This window comes from Propionivibrio sp., from assembly GCF_047602565.1.
In the GTDB taxonomy this organism is placed as follows: Bacteria; Pseudomonadota; Gammaproteobacteria; order Burkholderiales; family Rhodocyclaceae; genus Propionivibrio.
The window spans coordinates 594073-615495 of sequence record NZ_JASGGX010000001.1; the positions used below are offsets into that span (position 1 = coordinate 594073).

At 67.7% G+C, this 21423-nt stretch carries 22 protein-coding genes and 2 pseudogenes; 15 read left to right on the forward strand and 9 right to left on the reverse strand.

Annotation, left to right across the window (positions count from 1 at the left end):
- Positions 1-2 precede the first annotated feature (2 nt).
- The 4 genes and pseudogenes from QM701_RS02730 to QM701_RS02745 form a co-directional block, all read right to left on the reverse strand.
- Positions 3-1187, reverse strand: a complete 1185-nt coding sequence (locus QM701_RS02730; protein WP_415165564.1) for a sialidase family protein — start codon at positions 1185-1187, stop codon at positions 3-5.
- A gap of 29 nt (positions 1188-1216) precedes the next feature.
- Positions 1217-2227: a 4-hydroxythreonine-4-phosphate dehydrogenase PdxA gene (gene pdxA, locus QM701_RS02735; RefSeq protein WP_415165565.1), complete on the reverse strand. Its 1011-nt coding sequence runs from the start codon at positions 2225-2227 to the stop codon at positions 1217-1219.
- Between the two features lie 11 nt (positions 2228-2238).
- A complete protein-coding gene (locus QM701_RS02740; RefSeq protein WP_415165566.1) occupies positions 2239-2991 on the reverse strand; it encodes a nucleotide-binding domain containing protein in 753 nt (250 codons plus the stop codon).
- A gap of 45 nt (positions 2992-3036) precedes the next feature.
- Positions 3037-3150 (reverse strand): annotated as a pseudogene (locus tag QM701_RS02745) (four-carbon acid sugar kinase family protein); the annotation flags it as partial.
- A 14-nt stretch (positions 3151-3164) separates the two neighbouring features.
- On the opposite strand from QM701_RS02745, the gene QM701_RS02750 reads away from it, so the two are divergent.
- Positions 3165-3566 carry a hypothetical protein gene (locus tag QM701_RS02750; RefSeq protein WP_415165567.1) on the forward strand — a complete coding sequence of 134 codons (402 nt, stop codon included), beginning with the start codon at positions 3165-3167 and terminating at the stop codon, positions 3564-3566.
- On the opposite strand, the gene QM701_RS02755 is transcribed toward QM701_RS02750, so the two are convergent.
- On the reverse strand, positions 3544-4392 hold the full coding sequence (locus tag QM701_RS02755; protein ID WP_415165568.1) for a DeoR/GlpR family DNA-binding transcription regulator: 849 nt from the start codon (positions 4390-4392) through the stop codon (positions 3544-3546). The genes QM701_RS02750 and QM701_RS02755 overlap by 23 nt on opposite strands.
- Positions 4393-4903: 511 nt before the next feature.
- Here QM701_RS02755 and QM701_RS02760 point away from each other — a divergent pair.
- The 14 genes and pseudogenes from QM701_RS02760 (at position 4904) to QM701_RS02825 (ending at position 16722) form a co-directional block, all read left to right on the forward strand.
- Positions 4904-5800 carry a dihydrodipicolinate synthase family protein gene (locus QM701_RS02760; protein ID WP_415165569.1) on the forward strand — a complete coding sequence of 299 codons (897 nt, stop codon included), beginning with the start codon at positions 4904-4906 and terminating at the stop codon, positions 5798-5800.
- Between the two features lie 14 nt (positions 5801-5814).
- Positions 5815-6765 (forward strand): phosphoglycerate dehydrogenase, encoded by a 951-nt coding sequence (locus QM701_RS02765; protein ID WP_415165570.1) that lies wholly within the window; start codon positions 5815-5817, stop codon positions 6763-6765.
- Between the two features lie 62 nt (positions 6766-6827).
- Complete coding sequence (locus tag QM701_RS02770; protein ID WP_415165571.1) at positions 6828-7286, forward strand: tripartite tricarboxylate transporter TctB family protein; 459 nt, start codon at positions 6828-6830, stop codon at positions 7284-7286.
- Between the two features lie 9 nt (positions 7287-7295).
- A complete protein-coding gene (locus QM701_RS02775) occupies positions 7296-8798 on the forward strand; it encodes a tripartite tricarboxylate transporter permease (RefSeq protein WP_415165572.1) in 1503 nt (500 codons plus the stop codon).
- Positions 8799-8876: 78 nt separating this feature from the next.
- Positions 8877-9854 carry a Bug family tripartite tricarboxylate transporter substrate binding protein gene (locus QM701_RS02780; RefSeq protein ID WP_415165573.1) on the forward strand — a complete coding sequence of 326 codons (978 nt, stop codon included), beginning with the start codon at positions 8877-8879 and terminating at the stop codon, positions 9852-9854.
- A 91-nt stretch (positions 9855-9945) separates the two neighbouring features.
- On the forward strand, positions 9946-10941 hold the full coding sequence (locus tag QM701_RS02785) for a Bug family tripartite tricarboxylate transporter substrate binding protein (RefSeq protein ID WP_415165574.1): 996 nt from the start codon (positions 9946-9948) through the stop codon (positions 10939-10941).
- Positions 10942-11036: 95 nt separating this feature from the next.
- Complete coding sequence (locus tag QM701_RS02790) at positions 11037-11489, forward strand: tripartite tricarboxylate transporter TctB family protein (protein ID WP_415165575.1); 453 nt, start codon at positions 11037-11039, stop codon at positions 11487-11489.
- Between the two features lie 108 nt (positions 11490-11597).
- Positions 11598-12197: pseudogene (locus tag QM701_RS02795) on the forward strand (tripartite tricarboxylate transporter permease); the annotation flags it as partial.
- 115 nt (positions 12198-12312) lie between these two features.
- On the forward strand, positions 12313-13026 hold the full coding sequence (locus QM701_RS02800; RefSeq protein WP_415165576.1) for a tripartite tricarboxylate transporter permease: 714 nt from the start codon (positions 12313-12315) through the stop codon (positions 13024-13026).
- A 106-nt stretch (positions 13027-13132) separates the two neighbouring features.
- On the forward strand, positions 13133-13405 hold the full coding sequence (locus tag QM701_RS02805; protein ID WP_415165577.1) for a hypothetical protein: 273 nt from the start codon (positions 13133-13135) through the stop codon (positions 13403-13405).
- Positions 13406-13452: 47 nt separating this feature from the next.
- A complete protein-coding gene (locus tag QM701_RS02810) occupies positions 13453-13893 on the forward strand; it encodes a DUF192 domain-containing protein (protein ID WP_415165578.1) in 441 nt (146 codons plus the stop codon).
- Between the two features lie 19 nt (positions 13894-13912).
- Positions 13913-14479 carry a chorismate--pyruvate lyase family protein gene (locus QM701_RS02815; RefSeq protein ID WP_415165579.1) on the forward strand — a complete coding sequence of 189 codons (567 nt, stop codon included), beginning with the start codon at positions 13913-13915 and terminating at the stop codon, positions 14477-14479.
- A gap of 264 nt (positions 14480-14743) precedes the next feature.
- A complete protein-coding gene (locus QM701_RS02820) occupies positions 14744-16162 on the forward strand; it encodes a DEAD/DEAH box helicase (protein WP_415165580.1) in 1419 nt (472 codons plus the stop codon).
- Between the two features lie 83 nt (positions 16163-16245).
- Positions 16246-16722: a hypothetical protein gene (locus tag QM701_RS02825; protein ID WP_415165581.1), complete on the forward strand. Its 477-nt coding sequence runs from the start codon at positions 16246-16248 to the stop codon at positions 16720-16722.
- 744 nt (positions 16723-17466) lie between these two features.
- On the opposite strand, the gene QM701_RS02830 is transcribed toward QM701_RS02825, so the two are convergent.
- From QM701_RS02830 to QM701_RS02845, 4 genes are all read right to left on the reverse strand, one after another.
- Positions 17467-18243, reverse strand: coding sequence for an MBL fold metallo-hydrolase (locus tag QM701_RS02830; protein ID WP_415169334.1), 777 nt, complete (start codon positions 18241-18243; stop codon positions 17467-17469).
- Positions 18243-19388, reverse strand: coding sequence for an outer membrane protein assembly factor BamC (gene bamC, locus QM701_RS02835; RefSeq protein WP_415165582.1), 1146 nt, complete (start codon positions 19386-19388; stop codon positions 18243-18245). Before bamC ends, QM701_RS02830 begins: the two co-directional genes overlap by 1 nt.
- Positions 19389-19416: 28 nt before the next feature.
- Complete coding sequence (gene dapA / locus QM701_RS02840) at positions 19417-20301, reverse strand: 4-hydroxy-tetrahydrodipicolinate synthase (protein ID WP_415165583.1); 885 nt, start codon at positions 20299-20301, stop codon at positions 19417-19419.
- A 112-nt stretch (positions 20302-20413) separates the two neighbouring features.
- Complete coding sequence (locus QM701_RS02845) at positions 20414-21379, reverse strand: 3-hydroxybutyryl-CoA dehydrogenase (RefSeq protein WP_415165584.1); 966 nt, start codon at positions 21377-21379, stop codon at positions 20414-20416.
- Positions 21380-21423 lie beyond the last annotated feature (44 nt).

Consider the following 21423-nt stretch of genomic DNA (forward strand, 5'->3'; position numbering starts at 1 on the left):
CGTTACCGGCTGCCGCCCCGGACCCAGGCCTCGTCCACCCGCGCGTAGCGGATCTTCTGGCGGAAGAAGGTGTAGGCGATGTGGAGCGCGCCGTCGCCGGTCTGCTTGATGCTGGGATAGGAGTATTCCCGGTTCAGCTGCAGTTCCGAGTTGTTGGTCATGCAATAGCCGTCGCCCGTTTCGAGGTTGCGCCGGTACGGCCAGGTCCTGCCGCCGTCCTCGGAGATGGCCAGGGTCATCGGCGCGCGCGGCGCGCCCCAGAAGGCCGTGCGGCCCCGCGCCGCCGGCTGCGGCGCGGCGGCGGCCGGTGTGGCACCCGCCGCCTCGTCCTCGATCTCGTCGTACAGCGACGCGCGGCGCCCGGTCGCCTGCGCGGCGCTGGCGTCGTTGAAGACCACGGCCAGGTGGCCGTTAGCCAGCGTGACGAACTGGATCGACGAGTTGTTGTTCGGCAGCCCGGCGGGGACGGGCGCCGTCCACGTGCGGCCGCCGTCCGTCGACCGGCTCTGGTAGACGTGATCCGCCCAGCGGCTGCGGAACAGGGCCAGCAGCGAACCGTCGGGCAGCTTGCCGATGTTCATGTGCACGCAGCCGACGCTGCCCGGCACCTCGACCTCGCTCCAGGTGCGCCCCTGGTCTGACGAAATGCGCACAGCGCTGACGTCGTCGTCGCCGACCCACTTCTCGCCCGGCCGGGTGCGGCAGTAGAACACCGGCAACAGCCAGTCGCCGTTGTCGAGCACGACCACCGGCTGGCGCACGAAGGTGCCGGCCTTGTCGAACAGCACGCCGATCGGCCCCCAGGTGCGGCCGTGGTCGTGCGAGACGCGGCAGCGGATGATCGAGGTGTCCTGGTTGCCCGACTTCTGGGCCGTGTAGAACAGCCACAGCGCGCCGTCCGGCGCCGGGAACAGCACAGGGTTCTGTTCGGAGCGCGCGGGGTCGTCGGAAAGCTTCACGGCCTCGGTCCAGCACGCGCCGCCCGCCGGCAGCCGGGAAAAGTAGATGGAAATGTCGGACTTCCCTTCCTGGCTGCCGCCGAACCAGACGCAGGCGAGGTCGCCGTTGGGCAGCGGCATCAGGTTGGCCGCGTGGTTCTGCACGCACGGCGACGGGATGTCGGCGATCAGCCGCGCCGCGTCGTCCGGGTGCGGATGCAGGCAGGCGGGATTCGTGGAGTCGGTCATGGTCGCGTCCCTCGCTTCGCGGATGGTTTTTACAGGCCCTTCCTGCGCCGTCCTTCGAGCAGCTTCAAGGCGTATTCGGCGGCGTCGACCAGGCTGTCCGGGTTGGCGATGCCCTTGCCGGCGATGTCGAAGGCCGTGCCGTGGTCGACCGAGGTGCGCAGGATCGGCAGCCCGAGCGTGACGTTGACGCCGCTGATCGCCTGCCACTTGCCGGTCTGCGGGTCAACGTCGAAGCCGAGCAGCTTGACCGGGATGTGCCCCTGGTCGTGGAACATCGCCACCACCGCGTCGAACTGGTTGGCGCGCAGCTTGATGAACACCGTGTCGCCCGGCACCGGCCCGGTGACGTCGTAGCCCTGGTCAACGAACTCCCTGATGATCGGCGCGATGATTTCCTCGTCTTCCCGGCCCAGGATGCCGCCCTCGCCCGAATGCGGATTGAGCCCGGCCACGCCCAGGCGCGGCTTGTCGAAGCCGAGGCATTCCAGGGCTTCCAGCGTGACCGAGAAGACCCGGCGCAGGCGCGTCGGGGTCAGGCGGCCGGGCACGTCGGCGATGGGGCAGTGCGTGGTCACGTGCGTCACGCGCATCGGCCCGTGCGCCAGCATCATCACCGCGTCGCGCTGGCCGGTAAGGTGCGCCAGCAGCTCGGTGTGCCCTTCGAACAGGTGGCCGGCGAGGTGCAGCGCCTCCTTGGACAGCGGCGCGGTGACGATGGCGTCCGCCTCGCCGGCCTGCACCAGCTCCGTGGCCCGCTTCACGGCGCGGTACGCCCACTCGCCGCCGACGGCGGCAATCCGGCCGGTCACCACCTCGCCATCGACCGGGCCGACGTCGATCATGCGCAGCGGCAGCGCGTCGGCCGCCACGTCCAGTTGCGCGCAGGCCTTGGCCAAGGCTTCGGCGCTGCCCAGGACGAGCAGTTCGATCCGCCCCGCCGCGATTTCCGGCTCCAGCTTGCGCGCCGCCTTGGCGACGATTTCCGGCCCGATGCCGGACGGGTCGCCCATGGTCACCGCCAGACGAATGGCTTTCGACATAACGTTTCCTCTCAACAAGATGTTGGCTGCTCCAGGGCGCTGACCAGGGCGACGAGATCGTCCGCCGCGCCGAAGGCCCCGGAGCGTGAATAACAGGGCACGCCGTCCCAGGCGCCGCCCATCAGCCGCGCGCAGCCCCAGCCCGGACGGAGCGAAGCGCGCGCCGTCAGGCCCGCCGCCCCCGCGGCGCGACACAGGCCGAGCAGGGTGTCGCCGCCGACCACGATCAGCCGGCCGGGCACGGGCAGCTCCTCAACCAGCCGCCGCGCGTTCGCTTCCAGGCGGCGCAAGGCCTCCTCCGGGCGGATCGACGCGCGCGGCGAAAGGTCGAACCACGCCTCGCCCGCCCCGGCGCGCGCCTGCGCGATGGCCGCCGCGATGCCGGCGGCGTCGCCAGCTTCGGCCACGGCCGGCGCCGGCCGGTTGGCGCGCAGCCGCGCCCACTGCTCCCTGAACACCGGCTGGAAACTGGCGCTGATCAAGACGCTCGGCCCCGCGCCGGCGGCCAGCGGCGCGGTCGGGGCCGCGTCCGGCGCCAGGCCGAAACGGCGCGCCAGCGCGTTGCCCAGGCCGGCGCTGCCCACCCACATCATGCCGTCCCCGCCGGTGTCCGCCTGCCGGACGACCTGATCGAGGTCGTGGTCCTCGGCGACCTCGGGAATCCAGATATGCACGCCGTTCCGGAACGCCCCGAACGCGCCGAAGGCCTCGAACGCCTGCGCCGAGCGCAGCCCCAGGCGCGACAGCGCCTTCTGCAGCGGCACGGCCACGGCTTCCCGCCCGAGGCCGGAGCGGATAATCCACTGCCGGCCGCCGACCGTGATCCGGCCCTGCGCCGGGAAGGCCGGCGCGAAGACCGCCCGCGCGAACCCGGCGTTCCTGAACAGCCAGGCGATCTCGGCGAAAGTGTTGCCGCGCAGCAGGCTGTCGAACTTTCTTGAACGACAGGCTCCCCGACCGGAACCACTCGACCGCCGGCGCCAGGAAACCGGGCAGCGCCGCGGCCGCCACGTCGCGCGTCGGCGTGGCCACCACCGCGACCGGCGGCGCGGCCGCCTCGACGCCGGCCGGCGGGCGATCGATGTACACCGGCACCTCGCCGGCGAACGCGGCGGCGGTGTCCAGCGCGCCGGTCAGATCGTCGGCGAGGATGCGGATGCCGCTCCGCGTGCCGCCCTCCTGCCGCTGCGCGGCGGCGGAGCGGCTGCGCACGGTGGATCGGCCGCGCAGCCGCGGCGCCGTGCCCGGCGAAACTCCCTGCGCCGCTTTCCCCGAGGGAACGGGAGCGCCCCCTGCGGGCGGACGGGCGGGGGCGCTCATGGCAGGTTCTTGGCGATGACCAGCTTGACGCCCGCCGAGCGGATGCGCTCCAGCTCTTCCTGCGGCGCGCCCTCGTCGGTGATCACCTCGGCGATCTCGCTCATGTCGCAGACGGTCATGAATACGCGCGGACGGAACTTGGAGGCGTCCACCAGCAGGCGCGACGAAGTGGCCGAGCGCATCAGCGCGCGCTTGACGGCCGCCACCTCGGGTGACGTTTCGGAGACGATGTTGTCGGTCACCGCGTGCGCGCCGAAGAACAGGACGTCCGCGCAGATCCGCTTGGCCGCGTTCTGCACCTGCTCGCCGACCACCGTGTTGCTGCCGGGGCGCAGCTGGCCGCCGAAGAGGTGCACCTGCACCAGCGGACTGGCGTTCAGCACCTGGGCGATCTCGATGTCGTTGGTCACGGCGACGATCGGGATCTTGCGCGCGACCACCGCGCGCGCCGCTTCCAGCACCGTGCTGCCGCTGTCGAAGATGACGCTCTGCCCCGGCACCAGCGACTCGGCCGCCGCGGCGCCGACCAGCCGCTTTTCGCGCGGCGACAGGTCGCGCGCCGCGGCGATGTTCGGCTCGAAGGTGCTGTACTGCAGATGGCGCAGGATCGCGCCGCCGTGCGTGCGCTCGACGACGCCTTCCTCGGCCAGCGCGTCGAGATCGCGGCGCAGGGTGGACAGCGAGACGTGCAGCGCCTCGGCCAGCTGCTGCAGCGTCACTGCGCCGTGATGATGGAGGAATTCCGCGATGCGCTGCCGGCGCAGCGCCGGCAGCAGCGGCACGCTGTCGGCATCCGGCAGGTTATCGTTATGCGCGACCAGTTCCATGACTCCTCGCTTTTCCATTCACCCAGGACAATCCAGAAAACTGCGGCGCGATCGGACACGCCATTGATAGAACGTGAAACTTTTTGAACGAGTTTACACCGGAGATCGCCTAAAAATCAACCAAGACCGCACATTCATTTAGCGAGACAAGACCGTTTCGGGGCGCGGTTACGTCATGGAAACAATCCGCGGCAGCCCGTGCGACATTTTGGCAACAGCCGGTGAAAGATTTCAGAATAATAAAAATACACTTTAAAATCATTATATTAATTTAAAAACAGCAAGATCGGCGGCGGCCTTTGGGCGGCTTGTCAACTTCCGGCGGCATGCCAGATCCGTTCCGATGAGAGATATTAGGCATTAACGAAACAATCCGATAGATTTTGTTGACATCGATTATCAAATCAATCAACATTGCTCAAACGCCATAACTTCGGATGGATTCGGGCAGGCGGAATCATCGGCGTGCCGCGCCTCCCTCCCCAACCCAACGACCGACCGTCGATTTGCAGAAAAAGGAGAAATTTCGATGCCCGCCCGGATTCAAGGAGTGCTCACCGCCATCGTCACCCCGTTCGACGCCGCCGGCGCCGTCTGCCCGGACCGGCTGCGCCGGCAGGTGCGGCGGCAGATGCAGTTCGGCAACGGCATTTTCTGCAACGGCACCAACGGCGAGTTCTTCGTGCTGAACACGGAAGAGAAGCTGCGGGTGACGCAGACCTGCGTCGACGAGGCGGCGGGCAAGGTCCCGGTCGTCGCGCACATCGGCGAGAACTCCACCGCGACGACCATCCGCCTCGGCCAGGACGTCGCCGCCATGGGCGTCGACGCCGTCTCGGTGATCACGCCCTCCTTCGTGCCGTTGCGGCAGCATGAGCTGATCTACCACTACACGGCCATCGCCGACGCGGTGCCGGTGCCCGTCTTCCTCTACAACATCCCGGCGCGCACCGGCAACACCATCGAGCCGGCCACCGCGGCCGCGCTGGCCAGACACCCGAACATCGTCGGCATCAAGGACAGCGCCGGCAGCTACGAGAGCCTCAAGGGCTTCCTCGACGCGGTCAGGGACATTCCCGACTTCGACGTGCTGAGCGGCCCGGACCACCTGGCGCACCAGGGCTTCCTGGAGGGCTGCTCGGCCTGCATCTCCGGCCTGGCCAACGTCTGCCCGGAAGGCGTCAGCCTGATCTGGAAGCACTTCCGCGACGGCGACGTGGCGAAGTCGAAGGCGGCGCAGGACTTCATCAGCGGGCTGCGCAAGGACCTCTACGCCGTCTGCTTCGCCCCGGCCGCCGTCAAGAAGGCGACGGCGCTGCTCGGCGAGGACGTCGGCGACAGCCGCTACCCGATCCTGTTCTCCGAGCAGGACCTCGCCACGATCCGCGAGGTCGTCGCCAAGTACGGCAACGTGCCGGCGTTCTGAGGCAGGCGCGGCCCATGAAAGTCATCTCCACCTCGCCGTCCTTCGCCAAGTACAGCGACCACCCGGTCGTGTACTTGAAGGAGCACGGCTTCGAAGTCCAGTCGTTTCCCGCGGACGTGACGCTGGCCGAGCTGAAGCCGCATCTGGCCGACGCCGACGCGCTGATCGTCGCCTTCACCGAAATCGGCGCCGAACTGCTCGACTGCGCGCCACGCCTGGGGATCGTATGCAAGCACGGCGTCGGCGTGGACAACATCGACCTCGCGGCCACCCGGGCGCGCGGCATCTGGGTGACCAACGTCCCCAACGCCAACAAGCATGCGGTCGCCGATTTCACCTTCGCCCTGCTGCTCGCGCTCGCCCGCCAGATTCCGCAGGCCAATGCGCTGACCAAGGGCGGCGAATGGCCGCGCATCTTCGCCACCGACGCCTGGGGGAAGACCATCGGCATCTGCGGGCTCGGCAACATCGGCAAGCAGGTGGCCTTGCGCGCCAGGGGCTTCAACATGCGCGTCATCGCTTTCGACTTCTTCCAGGACCAGGCCTTCGCCGAGGAGCACGGCATCGCCTTCGTCGACAAGGACGAACTGCTGGCGCGCAGCGACTTCATCACGCTGCACATGCCGCTGACCGATGCGACGCGGAACTTCATCGCCCTCGGCGAGATGAAGAAAATGAAACCCGGCGCCTACCTGATCAACGCCTCGCGCGGCGGCGTGGTCAACGAGGCCGACCTGTTCGCGGCGCTCGCGGACCGGGTGATCGCCGGCGCCGCGTCGGACGTCTTCGAGACCGAACCGCTCGCCGAACACCCGCTGTTCGCCCTGGACAACTTCATCGCTACCTCGCACATCGCGGGCTACACCGACGGGGCGGTCAACGCCATCGGCGAGCACTGCGTGGAAAACATCGTCGCGGCCCTGGTCAGGAAGGTCCGCCCGGAGAACGTGATGAACGGCCTGTAGGCCGCAGGCGCCGGCCGGCGTTCCGCACGTCATGAAAAGCACTACGGGAGGGAGTCGTCAGCGTGGAAATCAGGAACAAGCAGAATTTTGGGGCGGGGGTATTTTTCGCGGCGTTCGGGGGATTCGCGGCGGTGGTGGCGCGGGGCTACACGCTGGGCACGGCGGAGGATATCGGGCCGGGCTACTTCCCTTTCTGGCTGAGCGTGCTGCTCGGCGTGCTGGGCGCGGTGCTGGCGGTCTCGTCGCTCGCGCCGCGGGCGCAGCGCACGGAAGTCGGCCGCCTGGACTGGAAATCGATGCTGTGGATCGTCGGCGCGGTGCTGCTGTTCGCCGTCCTGCTCGCCCCGCTCGGCGTGATCCTGGCGATGGTCGCGCTGGTCCTGGTGGCCGCGCGCGGCAGCCATGAATTCACCTGGACCGGCGCCGTCGGCTCGGCGCTGGTGCTGGGCGTGCTGGTCTATCTCGTCTTCGTCCAGGGATTGCACCTGCAATTCCCGACCTGGCCGACGATCTTTGCCTGAGCGCGCGCCATGGACCTGATCGCCAACCTCTCGCTCGGCTTCGCCACCGCGCTGACCCTGCAGAACCTGCTCTACGCCTTCATCGGCTGCGTGCTCGGCACGCTCATCGGCGTACTCCCCGGCCTCGGCCCGGTGGCCACCATCGCCATGCTGCTGCCGGTCACCTACGGCCTCGATCCGACCACCGCCCTGATCATGCTCGCCGGCATCTTCTACGGCGCCCAGTACGGCGGCTCGACCACCGCCATCCTGGTCAACCTGCCCGGCGAATCGTCCTCGGTGGTCACCGCCATCGACGGCTACCAGATGGCGCGCCAGGGCAAAGCCGGCACCGCCCTGTTCACCGCCGGCTTCGGCTCCTTCTTCGCCGGCTGCGTGGCCACCCTGGTGCTCGCCGCCTTCGCCCCGCAGCTCGCCGAACTGGCCTTCAACTTCGGCCCGGCCGACTACTTCTCGCTGATGGTGCTCGGGCTGGTCGGGGCGATCATCCTGTCCTCCGGCTCGATCCTCAAGGCCATCTGCATGATCCTGCTCGGCCTGATCCTGGGGCTGGTCGGCACCGACGTGAATTCGGGAGTGATGCGCTACACCTTCGCCCTGCCGGCCCTCTTCGACGGCATCGACTTCGTCTGCGTGGCGATGGGCCTGTTCGGCTTCGCCGAGGTGATCGCCAACCTGTCGCTGAAGGAGCACCGCGAGACCTTCACCAGGAGCGTGTCCGGCCTGTGGCCGACCCTGGCGGACTTCAAGCGCATGCTGCCGGCGATTTTCCGCGGCACCACGCTCGGCTCGATCCTCGGCATCCTGCCCGGCGGCGGCGCGGTGCTCTCGTCGTTCGCCTCCTACACCTTCGAGAAGAAGGTCTCGAAGTACGCGCACGAGTTCGGCCACGGCGCCATCGAGGGCGTCGCCGGCCCCGAGTCGGCCAACAACGCGGCGGCGCAGACTTCCTTCATCCCGCTCCTCACCCTCGGCATCCCGTCCAACGCGGTGATGGCGCTGATGGTCGGGGCGATGACCATCCACAACGTGCAGCCCGGCCCGCAGGTGATGCAGAACAACCCGGAGCTGTTCTGGGGCCTGATCGCCTCGATGTGGGTCGGCAACCTGATGCTGGTGATCCTCAACCTGCCGCTGCTCGGGGTGTGGGTCAAGCTGCTGACCATCCCGTACCGCTTCCTCTACCCGGCGATCCTGGTGTTCTGCTGCATCGGCGTGTATTCGCTGAACAGCAGCGTGGCCAACGTCTACATCACCGCCGTCTTCGCGGTGGTCGGCTACCTGCTCGCCAAGCTCGGCTGCGAGGCGGCGCCGATGCTCCTCGGCTTCGTCCTCGGGCCGATGATGGAGGAGTACTTCCGGCGCGCGCTGATCCTCTCCCAGGGCGACTACGCGGTCTTCGCCACCAGCCCCATCTCCGCCGCCCTGCTCCTGCTCACCGCCGCCCTCGTCGCCGTCATGGCCTTCCCCGCCGTCAAGCAGAAACGCCAGGAGGCCTTCCAGGAGGAATGAGGACCGCGGACCGTCCGCCACGCATGCTTCGCCAATAAAAGTCAGCCGTTGGGTTAAACACATCGAAAGGGGAAAGTCATGAAGAAACGCCTGTTTTCAATCGCCGTCGCCGCCTGCGCCGCGCTGTCGCCGGCCGCCGCGCAGGCCAAGGACGAGTGGCCGACCGACACGGTCAAGATCATCGTGCCGTTCACCGCCGGCGGCACCACGGACATTTTCGCCCGGGTCATCGGCGACCACCTGCAGAAGACCTTCGGCAAGCCGTTCATCATCGAGAACGTGCCCGGCGCCGGCAGCGTCAGCGGCATCGCGCAGGTCGCCCGCGCCAAGCCGGACGGGCTGACCATCGGCATCGCCAGCACCTCCGGGCTGGCGATCAATCCGCTGCTGCGCCCGGACCAGATCCCCTACAAGCCGCTCAAGGACCTGATCCCGGTGGCCATGTTCGACCGCGTGCCCAACGTGCTGGTGATCAACCAGAACAAGCTCAACGTCAAGACCGTCCCGGAACTGATCGAGTATCTCAAGAAGAATCCGGGCAAGGTGGCCTACGGCTCCTCCGGCGTCGGCACCTCGCAGCATCTGGCGGCCGAGCTCTTCCAGCAGATGACCGGCACCAAGATGACGCACGTGCCCTACCCCGGCTCGGCGCGCATGATCACCGACATGATCGGCGGCCAGGTGGCGCTGACCTTCGACAACGTGCCGCTGCTGCTGCCGCACGTGCAGGGCGGCAAGCTGACGATGCTGGCCACGGCCACCGGCAAGCGCGCCGCGTTCGACGAGAAGGTGCCGGCGGTCGCCGAATTCCTGCCCGGCTTCGAGGCGGTCGCCTGGCACGGCTTCGTCGCGCCGGCCGGCACGCCGAACGAGATCGTCCAGAAGCTCTCGGCCGAAGTGCAGAACTGCATGAAGAAGCCGGAGACGATCAAGAAGTTCTCCGAACTCGGCGCCGAGGCGTTGGCGATGAATTCCAAGGAGTTCGCCGACTACATCGCCGCGGAAATGGACAAGTGGAAGGTCGTCATCGAGAAGGCCAACATCGTCGTCAAGTGATTCCGGCAGCGGCCCGTTGGCGCCAACGGGCCGGGAAACGGCTGGCGGCGGATGCCGCCATTACAACGCAGCACCATCGAGGAGGCTCATCATGAACCATGCAACACGCACATCCCGGCGCGGCTTCACCCGGCTGCTGGCCGCCGTCGCCCTGGCCGGCATCGGCGTCGTCGGCGCCGCCCACGCCCAGAACTACCCGGCCAAGCCGGTCACGCTGATCGTTCCCTATCCGGCCGGCGGCGCCAACGACATGCTCGGCCGCCTGATCGGCCAGAAGCTGTCCGAACGCCTCGGCCAGCAGTTCATCATCGAGAACAAGCCCGGCGCCGGCACGCTGATCGGCGCCACCGTCGTCGCCAAGGCGGCGCCGGACGGCTACACCCTGCTGGTCGGCGGCTTCGCCTCCAACGCGGTCACCCCGCTGCTGTTCAAGGCCGAGTACGACCCGATCAAGGACTTCGAGCCGATCGGCATGTTCGGCACCGCGCCGACCGTGATCATCACCTACCCCGATTCCGTTTACAAGACGATCAAGGACGTGGTCGACGCGGCCAAGAAGAAGCCCGGCGAAATCATGTACGGCTCATCGGGCAACGGTTCGCCGCTGCACATGGCCGGCGAGATGTTCACCGCGCAGGCCGGCGTCAACATGACGCACGTGCCGTACAAGGGCGGCAGCGCGCACATCCTCGACCTGATCGGCAAGCGCCTGGACGTCATCTTCGACACCTCGACCAACTCGACGCCGCTGATCAAGGGCGGCAAGGTGCGCCCGATCGCCGTGTCGTCCAAGACGCGCCTGCCGGACTTCCCGGACGTGCCGACGCTGACCGAGGCGGGCTATCCCGACTTCTCGGTCAACGGCTGGTACGCCCTGTACGCGCCGGCGAAAACGCCGAAGCCCATCGTTGACAAGCTGAGCACCGAGCTGCAGGCCGTGCTCAAGCAGCCGGAAGTGATCGAGAAGCTGCGCGGCGTCGGCGTCACGCCGGGCTCCGGACAGGCCGACGAACTGGCAAAATACGCACCGGCCGAGCTGGAGAAGTATCGCAAGCTGATCAAGGACGCCAACATCAAGGCCGACTGATCGCCGGTTTGCGCTCTGGAAGTCCTCCCGCCGCGCCGGCTTGACCCGACGCGGCGGGAAACCTCCGGCCGCACCTGCCAGAACTGAGAGCGTCCATGAAAATCAAGAGCCAAAAGGATTTCGTCTCCGGCCTCGCGCTGATCGCGGTCGGCGTGGCCTTCGCCATCGGCGCCACGAACTACAACTTCGGCACCTCCATCCGCCCCGGTCCGGGCTATTTCCCGTTCGGCCTCGGCATCATCCTGGCCATCCTCGGCGCGGTCGTCCTTTTCGAAGCCTTCACCACCAAGCGCAAGGACGGCGACCCCATCGGCCGGATTCCCTGGCGGCCGCTGATCTGCATCGTCGGGGCCATCGCCTTCTTCGGCTACTTCCTGCCCAAGCTCGGCTTCATGATCAGCTTCCCGGCGATGATCGTCATCACCTCGGCCGGCGGCAGCGAGTTCCGCTGGAAGGATGCCATCCTCAACGCCGTCGTCCTCACCGCCCTGTCGTACGCGATCTTCATCTACGGGCTGCAACTGACCATTCCGGTGTGGCCGGCCTGAGCCGGTTCGATACGCTGAAAGACGCTCATGGATCTGCTGAACAACCTCTACATCGGCTTCCAGACCTCGCTGTCGCTGATCAACCTCTGGTACGCCTTCCTCGGCGCCATGCTCGGCACGCTGATCGGCGTCCTGCCCGGCCTCGGCCCGATCGCCACCATCGCCATGCTGCTGCCGTCGATGTACTCGCTGCAGCCGACCTCGGCGCTGATCATGCTGGCCGGCATCTACTACGGCGCCCAGTACGGCGGCTCGACCACGGCCATCCTGATCAACGTGCCCGGCGAAGCCTCGTCGGTGGTCACCGCGCTCGACGGCTACCAGATGGCGCGCAAGGGACGCGCCGGCGCGGCGCTGGCGGTATCCGCCCTCGGCTCGTTTTTCGCCGGCACCTTCGGCACGCTGGTGGTCGCCGCCTTCGCCCCGCCGCTCACCGCGCTGGCCTTCGAATTCGGCGCGCCCGAGTACTGCGCGCTGATGTTCCTCGGCCTGGTCGGCGCCGTCGTCCTGGCCTCGGGCTCGCTGGCCAAGGCGCTGGCCATGGTCGTCCTCGGCCTGCTGCTCGGCCAGATCAACACCGACGTGATCACCGCGGTGCCGCGCTTCAGCTTCGGCATCCCGGAACTGATGGACGGCATCAACTTCGTGGTCATCGCCATGGGCGTGTTCAGCTTCGGCGAAATCATCGCCAACCTCGGCAAGACCGAGGAACACCGCGACGTATTCGTCAAAAAGGTCACCGGCCTGTGGCCCAGCAAAAAGGACTTCCGGGAAGCCTCGCCGGCCGCCGTGCGCGGCACCATCCTCGGCTGGCCTGCTGGGCGTGCTGCCCGGCGCCGGGCCGATGCTCGCCTCCTTCACCTCGTATTCCTTCGAAAAGAAACTGGCCAGGCATCCGGAAGAATTCGGCAAGGGCGCCATCCAGGGCGTCGCCGCGCCGGAAGCGGCCAACAACGCCGGCGCGCAGACCTCCTTCATCCCGATGCTCACCCTGGGCATCCCGACCAGCGCGGTGATGGCCCTGATGATCGGCGCCATGACGCTGATGGGCATCCAGCCCGGCCCGCAGGTGATGACCAGCAACCCGGAACTGTTCTGGGGCCTGATCACCTCGATGTGGGTCGGCAACCTGATGCTGGTGATCCTCAACCTGCCGCTGATCGGCATCTGGGTCAAGCTGCTGACCGTGCCCTACCGCTTCCTCTTCCCGGCGATCATGGCGTTCTGCGCGATCGGGGTCTATACGCTGGCGAACAGCACCTTCGACGTCTATTGCGCCGCCGCCTTCGCGGTCGTCGGCTATATGTTCCACAAGCTCGGCTTCGAGCCGGCGCCGCTGATCCTCGGCTTCATCCTCGGCCCGATGATGGAGGAAAACCTGCGCCGCGCGCTGCTGATGGCCCGCGGCGACTGGAGCGTCTTCGTCACCCGCCCGATCGCCGCGACCATGCTCGCCGTGGCCGTCGCGCTGATGGTCGCGATCATGCTGCCGGCGATCAGCAGGAAGCGCGAAGAGGTGTTCGTCGAAGAGGAATAGCCCGCGCGGCAAGACGGCCGCACCGCCCGGCGTTTCGAATAGAATGTGGCCTTGCCGCGGCCGCCGGCCGCTTCCGTTCAACGCCCACGCATACGTCCACACGGCCATGACTTTCCGCTCCCGCTTTTTCCCACGCTTTCTTGCCGGCATCGTCCTGCTGCTCGGCGCGACCGCCGCCAGCGCCATTCCCAAGGCGGCGGAGCACGAAGACGCGCCGGTGATCATCGCCCCCGACGTGGCGAAGCCCGCCAAGGCGTCGGCCAAGCCGGTGAAGAAGACGGTGCACAAAAAGGCCACGCCCGCCGCCAAAACCAAGCCCGGCAAGCCGGCGGCCACGGCCAGGAAAAACAAGGCCGCCAAGGCCGCGGGCAGGAAATGACGCCCGCCGGGCATCGGCACGCAACGCTTTTTTCCGATGGAGTCCGCATGTTCCGACTGACCCGCGTGGCAGGCGTCGCCCTGTCGCTGCTCGCCGCGACCGCCCTGGCGCAGATGCCGTCGATCGCGCTGACCGCCAGCTTCCACCGCATCGAGGCCGAGGTCGCCGCCGACCAGGCGTCGCGCATGGAGGGGCTGATGCACAGGAAGAGCCTGGCGCCCAACCAGGGCATGCTCTTCGTCTTCCCGCGCCCCGATCGCTACTGCATGTGGATGCGCAACACCTTCCTGCCGCTCTCGGTGGCCTTTCTCGACGACGAGGGCAAGATCCTCAACATCGAGGACATGAAGCCGCAGACCGAAGACAACCATTGCGCCGGCGCGCCGGCGCGGTTCGCGCTGGAGATGAATCGCGGCTGGTTCGCGGACAAGGGCATCAAGCCGGGACAACGCATCGGCGGGCTGGAAAAATCCCCCCGCCCGCAATAGGCGGCCTCCGGCATTCCGCATGCGCGCAGGCATCCGGACGAACTGGCGCGCCCGCCCGCCGCTCGGCGCGGACGGCCGGCCCTTCAAATCCTGGTTGAACGATCGCGGCTCGCTCACCGCGCGCCTGCAGTCCGCGGGGCGCTTCGCCCTGGCGGTGCTGGGCCAGCGCCTGGACGCGCCCACGCGCGACGAGGCCCGCCGGCTTGAGCTGGCGCCGGGACGGCTGGCCTGGGTCCGCGAAGTCGTGCTGTACTGCGACGGCCGGCCGCTGGTGTTCGCACACAGCGTCCTGCCGCGGCGGCCGCGCGGGCCGATGACCCGCTGGCTGGCGCGGCTCGGCGCCCGTTCGCTGGGCGCCCTGCTCTTCGCGCACCCGCGCTTCGCGCGCGGCGATCTGGCAGCCTGCCGCCTGGATGCCCGGCATCCGCTGTTCCGGCCCGCCGTCGCCGCGCTGGGCCTCGAAGACGCGCCGCCTCCGGCGCTCTGGGCGCGGCGCTCGTCGTTCTCCTTCGGATGCCAGTCGCTGCTGGTCACCGAGGTGTTCTCGCCGGCGGTCGCCGGACTGCGCTCGACGCGCCGCCGCTGATCCTGTATAGTCCGCCCCTCGCTGCCGTCTTCGGACGCGGCGACCACGCGCTTCGCACACCTGGCCGCATTTCCAAAGCCCTCCTGCCTCCTGGCGCCGAACCTTTCAGGCGCCGTCCTGGCACAAAGCTTTTGTGCCGAAAAGTTCCGGATTCTCTCGCCCCGGCGAGAACTTTCCCGCTGTTCAGACGGTTGCGTTGCATTACCGAAACCCGTGCGCCGCACGCCGCGGCCGCGCGACCCCGTTACATCAGGAAAGAGAACCATGACCTTCGCAGAAACCGGACTCCAGGAAATCCTCCTCAAGGCCCTCGCCGAAGCCGGCTACCAGGAACCCACCCCCGTGCAGGCGCAGGCCATCCCGGCCGCGCTGGAAGGGCGCGACCTGCTGGTCTCCTCGCAGACCGGCTCCGGCAAGACCGCCGCCTTCATGCTGCCGGCGCTCGACCGCCTGGCGGCGCAGCCGCGCCGTCCGTTCGTGCCCGACGCGCGCCGCGCCTCCGGCAAGGAACGCCCGTCGTCCCGCCCCCGCCTCCAGCCCGCGCGGCCGAGGATGCTGGTGCTCGCACCGACGCGCGAACTCGCGCTGCAAGTCACCGCCGCGACCGAAAAGTACGGGCGGCACATCCGCCATCTCAAGGCGGTCGCCATCCTCGGCGGCATGCCCTACCCGAAGCAGACGATGCTGCTCGCGCGCAATCCCGAGATTCTCGTGGCCACGCCGGGCCGCCTGATCGACCACATGGAATCGGGCCGGATCGATTTCTCGGAGCTGCAAATGCTGGTCCTCGACGAGGCCGACCGCATGCTGGACATGGGCTTCATCGAAGACATCGAGAAGATCGTCGCCGCCACCCCGGCCGACCGCCAGACGCTGCTGTTCTCCGCCACGCTCGACGGCGCGGTGGGCCGCATCGCCCGCGAGATCACCCGCGACCCGCTGCAGATCAGCATCGCGGCGGCGCACACCCGGCACGAGAACATCGAGCAGCGCCTGCACTTCGTCGACGACCTGGCCCACAAAAACCGCCTGCTCGACCACCTGCTGCGCGACGCGAACATCGACCAGGCCCTCGTGTTCACCGCCACCAAGCGCGAGGCCGACACGCTGTCCGACCGGCTCAACCTGGCCGGCTTCAACGCCGCGCCGCTGCACGGCGATATGCACCAGGGCGCGCGCAACCGCACCCTCAACGCCATGCGCCGCGGCCACATCCGCGTGCTCGTCGCCACCGACGTCGCCGCGCGCGGCATCGACGTGCCGACCATCACGCACGTGTTCAACTACGATCTGCCCAAGTTCGCCGAGGACTACGTACACCGCATCGGCCGCACCGGGCGCGCCGGCCGCGACGGGCTGGCCATTTCGCTGGTCAACCACGCGGAACAGTTCGCCGTGCGCAAGATAGAACGTTTCACCAAGCAGACCATCCCCGTCGAGACCGTCGCCGGCCACGAGCCGGTCCGGCGGCCGGCGGCGAAACCGGCGAAACCCGCCCGCGCCAAGGGCGGTTGGCCAACCGGCGAAACGCGCAAGGGCGCGGGGCGGCCGCAGGGCAAGCCGGCCGCGCATTCCCAGGACAAATCCCGCGCATACGCGGCGCCGCGCTCCCCGGCCGGTGGCGACCGGCGCGCGCCCGCCGGCGCCAAACGCTCCGGCGCGGCACAGCGCCGCGCCGGGTAGCTCGGCAACGCCGGGAGGAAGCGCCCCGTCCTCCCGGTTTTTCCTTAAGATACGTGCCGGCCATCCAACGCAGCGAGACCGCCATGAATCCGGAACTGATCACCCAGTGGTCCGAACACGACGGCGCGGTGCAGAAGATCCTGCTCCTGGCGACACGCAGCCTGCGCATCTTCGACCCCGATCTGGCCCGGCTGGGCCTGGAAAGCCGCGAAAGCGAGTTTTTCCTGCGCCGTTTCCTGACCGCCGCGCCGCGCAACACGCTGCAGATCGTCCTGCGGAACGCGGAGCCGTTCCGGCGCAGCAGCCCGCGCCTGTTCAAGCTGCTCGCCGATTTTCCGCATGCGCTGCAGGTCTGGGAATGCCCGCCGCATCTGGCGCACCTGACCGACGCGATGTTCCTCGCCGACGACCGCCATGCGCTGGTCCGCATCCATCAGGACCACGCCCGGTCGCGCGTCATCATCGACAACGCGGACGCCTGCCGCCCCTACCTGACGCGCTTCGACGACATCCTCCGGGAAGGCGGCACGCCCGTCGGCGCCACGACGCTCGGCCTTTAGACCCTCCGAAGAAGCACCGCGATTCCCGGCCGCGGGCCGGCCGCGAACGACAGGGCAATTGCACGAACGCTGCTCTCTCCTGGCGGTAGCAAAGAAGCATAGTTTCGCGCAGACACCGTCGTCCCGGCGCAAGCCGGGACCCAGTGCGTGCACCATAAAACTGGATTCCGGCCTGCGCCGGAATGACGGCACGGGCACCTTGGCCCCACCCAGAATTCCACGAGCATCCGCGCGATAACCCTGCCGCGAACGGCCACGGCCCCGGCAACGCCCTTCGATGCTGTTATAATTCCGGGCTGACCGGTTTCGAGCCGGTCAACCAATCGTTTTTTGGCGCGTTCAGAAAGCTGTTGGTGATGTTGTAGTCGTATGGTGTTGTTTTTTTGTTGTCGTCGTTTTTTTAGATATAGGAAAGCTCAAGATGAAAAACTCGCTCCTCGTTGCCGCCCTCGTTGCTCTGACCCTGACCGCTTGCGGCAAAAAGGAAGAAGCTCCTGCTCCGGCCCCGGCTCCCGCCGCCGCCCCTGCTCCTGCTGCTCCCGCTCCTGAAGCTGCGCCCGCCGCTCCGGCTCCCGCCCCGGCTGCTGAAGCCCCGGCGCCCGCCGCAGACGCCAAGCCCGCTGAAGCCGCGCCCGCCGCTCCGGCCCCTGCAGCCGAAGAACCCAAGAAGTAAGCGTTTCTCCGCTTCGGTCAAAAGCCGGCATTGCCGGCTTTTTTGTTGCCCGGCGCCTCGGGCCGGGCGGATCAGAGTTCGCGCGCGAGATCCCGCCAGCCGGTCCCGTCTTCCTGTGACGCCACGCCGATCCACTCCTCCGCGCAGCCCAGCGCCTGCGCCAGCGCCGCCCTGGCCAGGGCGGGCCGATTGTTCTCCTCGCTCAGATGCGCCGCAACGACGTGGCGCAGCAGGCCGGCATCGATCTGCTGCAGCAGGGACGCCGCCTGGGCATTGCCGAGATGCCCGAAGTCGCCCGCGATGCGCCGTTTGAGCATGGCCGGGTAAGTCGAGGCCGCCAGCAGGTCCGGATCGTGGTTACATTCCAGGACGAGCGCGTGGCAGCCGTCCAGCACCGCCGCCACGTGCGGCGTGATCGTCCCGCAATCGGTCAGCACGCCCAGCCGGCACTGGCCGTCCGAAAAGACGAACTGCACCGGCTCGCGCGCGTCGTGGGGCACGGGAAACGGCGTCACCTCCACGCCGTCAACGGAAAACGCGGCATGGCCGTCGATCAGGCGGCAGCCGGCCGGGACGCCCTGGCCCTGCGACGCGGCGGCATGGGTGCCGTGCGTCATGTAGACGGGAATCCCGAAGCGGGCGGAGAAGCGGAAGATGCCGGCGATGTGGTCGCTGTGCTCGTGCGTGACGAGAATGCCGGAGATTTCCTCGGGAAGGATCGCCAGCCGGGCGAGCCGGCCGACCATCGAGCGCACCGAAAAGCCGCAGTCCAGCAGCAGCTTGGTGCCGCCGGCATCGACAATCAGGGAATTTCCCCGACTGCCGCTGCCCAGCGACGCGAAACGCATCACTTCAACTGTTCGAACAGGAGATCCAGGATTTTCTTGCCGGTATCCGACTGGTCGGCGCCGCCCTCGGCGGAGAGCACCTGGACCGTCGTCCGCGCGCCGCCTTCCTTGACGTAGACGCGATATTTCGTCTGCGGATCGGGCGTCGAGGGCTTCCAGAACGCCAGCTTGGAGAGCAGGCCGGGGTCCTTGTTCTGGACGTCGCTTTCCGGATCGACGTAGCGGACGAAATACAGGCCCTTCGAACGGTCGCGGTCCTCCACCGTGAAGCCGACGCGGTCCAGCGCCAGGCCGACGCGGCGCCACGCCCGGTCGAACGACTCGTCGACCACCAGCGAAGCCGGGCCGTTGCCCGGACGTTCGAGCTTGGCGCGTTCGGCCGGACGAATCTTCGCATCCGCCAGTTCGATCTGCGCCCGGCGCTCGTCGCTGCCGAAACGCACCATCAGGCGGCGCAGCATTTCGGCCTCCAGATCGGGGTCCGGTTCGCGCGGCTGCCAGCGCGTCTGGTCCTTGCCTTCCGAAACGTAGATCTCGTACATGCCACGATGGCTGATGTAGACCTCGGTCGTCCCCGGCACGGCGCCGGGCTCCAGGCGGGTGCGGAACTTGTCGCGCTCGGCGGTCGAATAGAGCGAATCGATCACCTTGCCGAGCCAGTTGCGGATGAAGTCGTTGCCGATCTTGGCGCGGTTTTCCGCCCAGTCGGTCTCCATCACGCCGGCCTCCGGCAGTTCGAGCTTGATCAGGAAGCCGAGCTCCTGCCAGAAATCCTTGACCTGCCCCCACAGCTTGTCAGGCGGTTCCTTGATCACCAGCCAGCGCTGGTTTCCGGACCGCTCGACGCGCACCTTGTCGATGTCCGGCAGCACTTCGCTGGGCTTTTGGGCGGCCTGCGTCCGCTCGCCGGAGTACGCGGAATACGTCGCCGAGCCCTTGCCGCCGGTGTCGGGCACGACGAACCTGTCGTCCCGCGTGGGCGAGGTGAGATCGGGAGGTACTTCCAGCGTCGGAGCCCGGACGGTAGAGGCCGACTTGTAGTCAATCTTCTTGGACTCGATCGCCAGATCGGCACAGCCGGCGACCACTCCTGCCAATGCTGCGGCCAGCGCGCACGACGCCAGCCGCCGAACAACAACTCTCATCGAAACCCCTGGAACTGGAAGCAAAAAATCACCCCAACAAGCCGGCCTGGCGCATGGCGGCACGGACGCGCTCATGGAACTCCGGCGACAGCGGCGTCAGGGGCAGCCGGATGCCGCCGCCCATGAAGCCCAGCTGCTGGCAGGCCCACTTCACCGGAATCGGGTTGGCCTCGCAGAAAAGCTGCCGGCTCAGCCCGCTCATGCGGAAATTGAGTTGGCGCGCCTTCGCCAGGTCGCCCGCCAGCGCCGCCGCGCACATGTCGCTGACCAGGCGCGGCGCGACGTTGGCCACGACGGAAATATTGCCCTTGCCGCCGAGCAGCATGAGCGCGCACGCCGTCGCGTCGTCGCCGCTGTAGATGGAGAAGCCCTGCGGCGCGCGGTTGATCAGTTCCGCGCCGCGGTCCATGTTGCCGGTGGCGTCCTTGATTCCGACGATGTTGGGAATCTGCGCCAGGCGCAGGGTCGTTTCGTTGGCCAGATCGGCGACCGTGCGGCCGGGCACGTTGTAGAGGATGACCGGAATGTCAACGGCCTCGGCGATGGCCTTGAAATGGCGGTACAGGCCTTCCTGCGTCGGCTTGTTGTAGTACGGAACGACCGACAGGGCCGCGTCCGCGCCGACCGTTTTGGCGAACCGGGTCATTTCGATGGCTTCGGACGTCGAATTGGCGCCGGTGCCGGCAATGACCGGGATGCGTCCGGCCGCGTGCTCCACTGTGACGCGGATCAGTTCGTGATGTTCCTCGACGTTGACGGTCGGCGATTCGCCCGTGGTCCCGACGATGACGATGGCGTTCGTCCCTTCCTGCACGTGGAAATCGATCAGCTTGCGCAGGCTGGGCAGATCGAGCTTTCCATCCTCGTGCATCGGCGTGACGATGGCGACAATGGAACCGGTAATCGTATTCATAAGCAAGCCCCAAGGTTTATTTCGACAATTCTAACTGAACACAGGCATGACGAACATGAAAAACGCGACATGCCCGAATCCGCTGACACCGGGGCCGCTTTTTTTCCCGGAATTACACGTAGCTGAAAAAACCCTGGCCGGTCTTGCGCCCGAGCCGGCCCGCCTCGACCATTTCGACCAGCAGCGGCGCGGGCCGGTATTTGGGGTCCTTGAACCCTTCGTGCAGGACCTGCATGATCGCCAGCTCGACGTCCAGGCCGATCAGGTCGCACAGCGCCAGGGGGCCGAGCGGGTGATTGGCGCCCAGCTTCATCGCCTCGTCGATCTCGGCCGGCGTCGCCAGCCCTTCGGCGACGGCGAACACCGCCTCGTTGATCATCGGGCAGAGCAGGCGGTTGACCACGAAGCCGGGGCTGTTGCGCACCTTCACCGGCGTCTTGCCGATCCGCTGCGCCAGCCGCCCGGCGGCGGCCGCGGTCTCGGCCGAGGTCTGCAGGCCGCTGATGATCTCGACCAGCGCCATCATCGGCACCGGGTTGAAGAAATGCAGCCCGATCACCTGGGCGGGGCGCCGCGTGGCGGCCGCCAGGCGGGTGATCGACAGCGACGAGGTGTTGCTGGCGAGGATCGCGTCCGGCCGGGCGAGCGCGTCGAGCTGCCGGAAAATGTCGAGCTTGAGCCTTTCGTCCTCGGTCGCCGCCTCGATCACCAGGTCGCAGCCGGCGACCACCTGCACGTCCCGCTCCGCGGCGATCGCCGCCAGCGCCCGCGTCTTCTGTTCCGGCGTGATCTTTTCCTTCTTGATCATCCGGTCCATGCTCGCGGAGATCGTTTCCATGCCGCGCCGCAGCGCGCTCTCCGCCACGTCCGTGATCACCGTCTCGATGCCGGCCAGCGCGAACGCCTGGGCGATGCCGCTGCCCATGACGCCCGCCCCGACGATGCCGACTTTCCGGATTTCCAAATTTTCCATTGCCGCCCCCGTTGTCTCGAATGATCGCCAAAATGTCCGCCGGAGGCGCTTCCCGGACTTCCGGAGCCGCCGCGGCCGCCGCCTCTTTTTCCCCCGCCCGGCCATCGAGCGATAGAATCGGGCCGGTGACTACATTACCTCATTCCCGA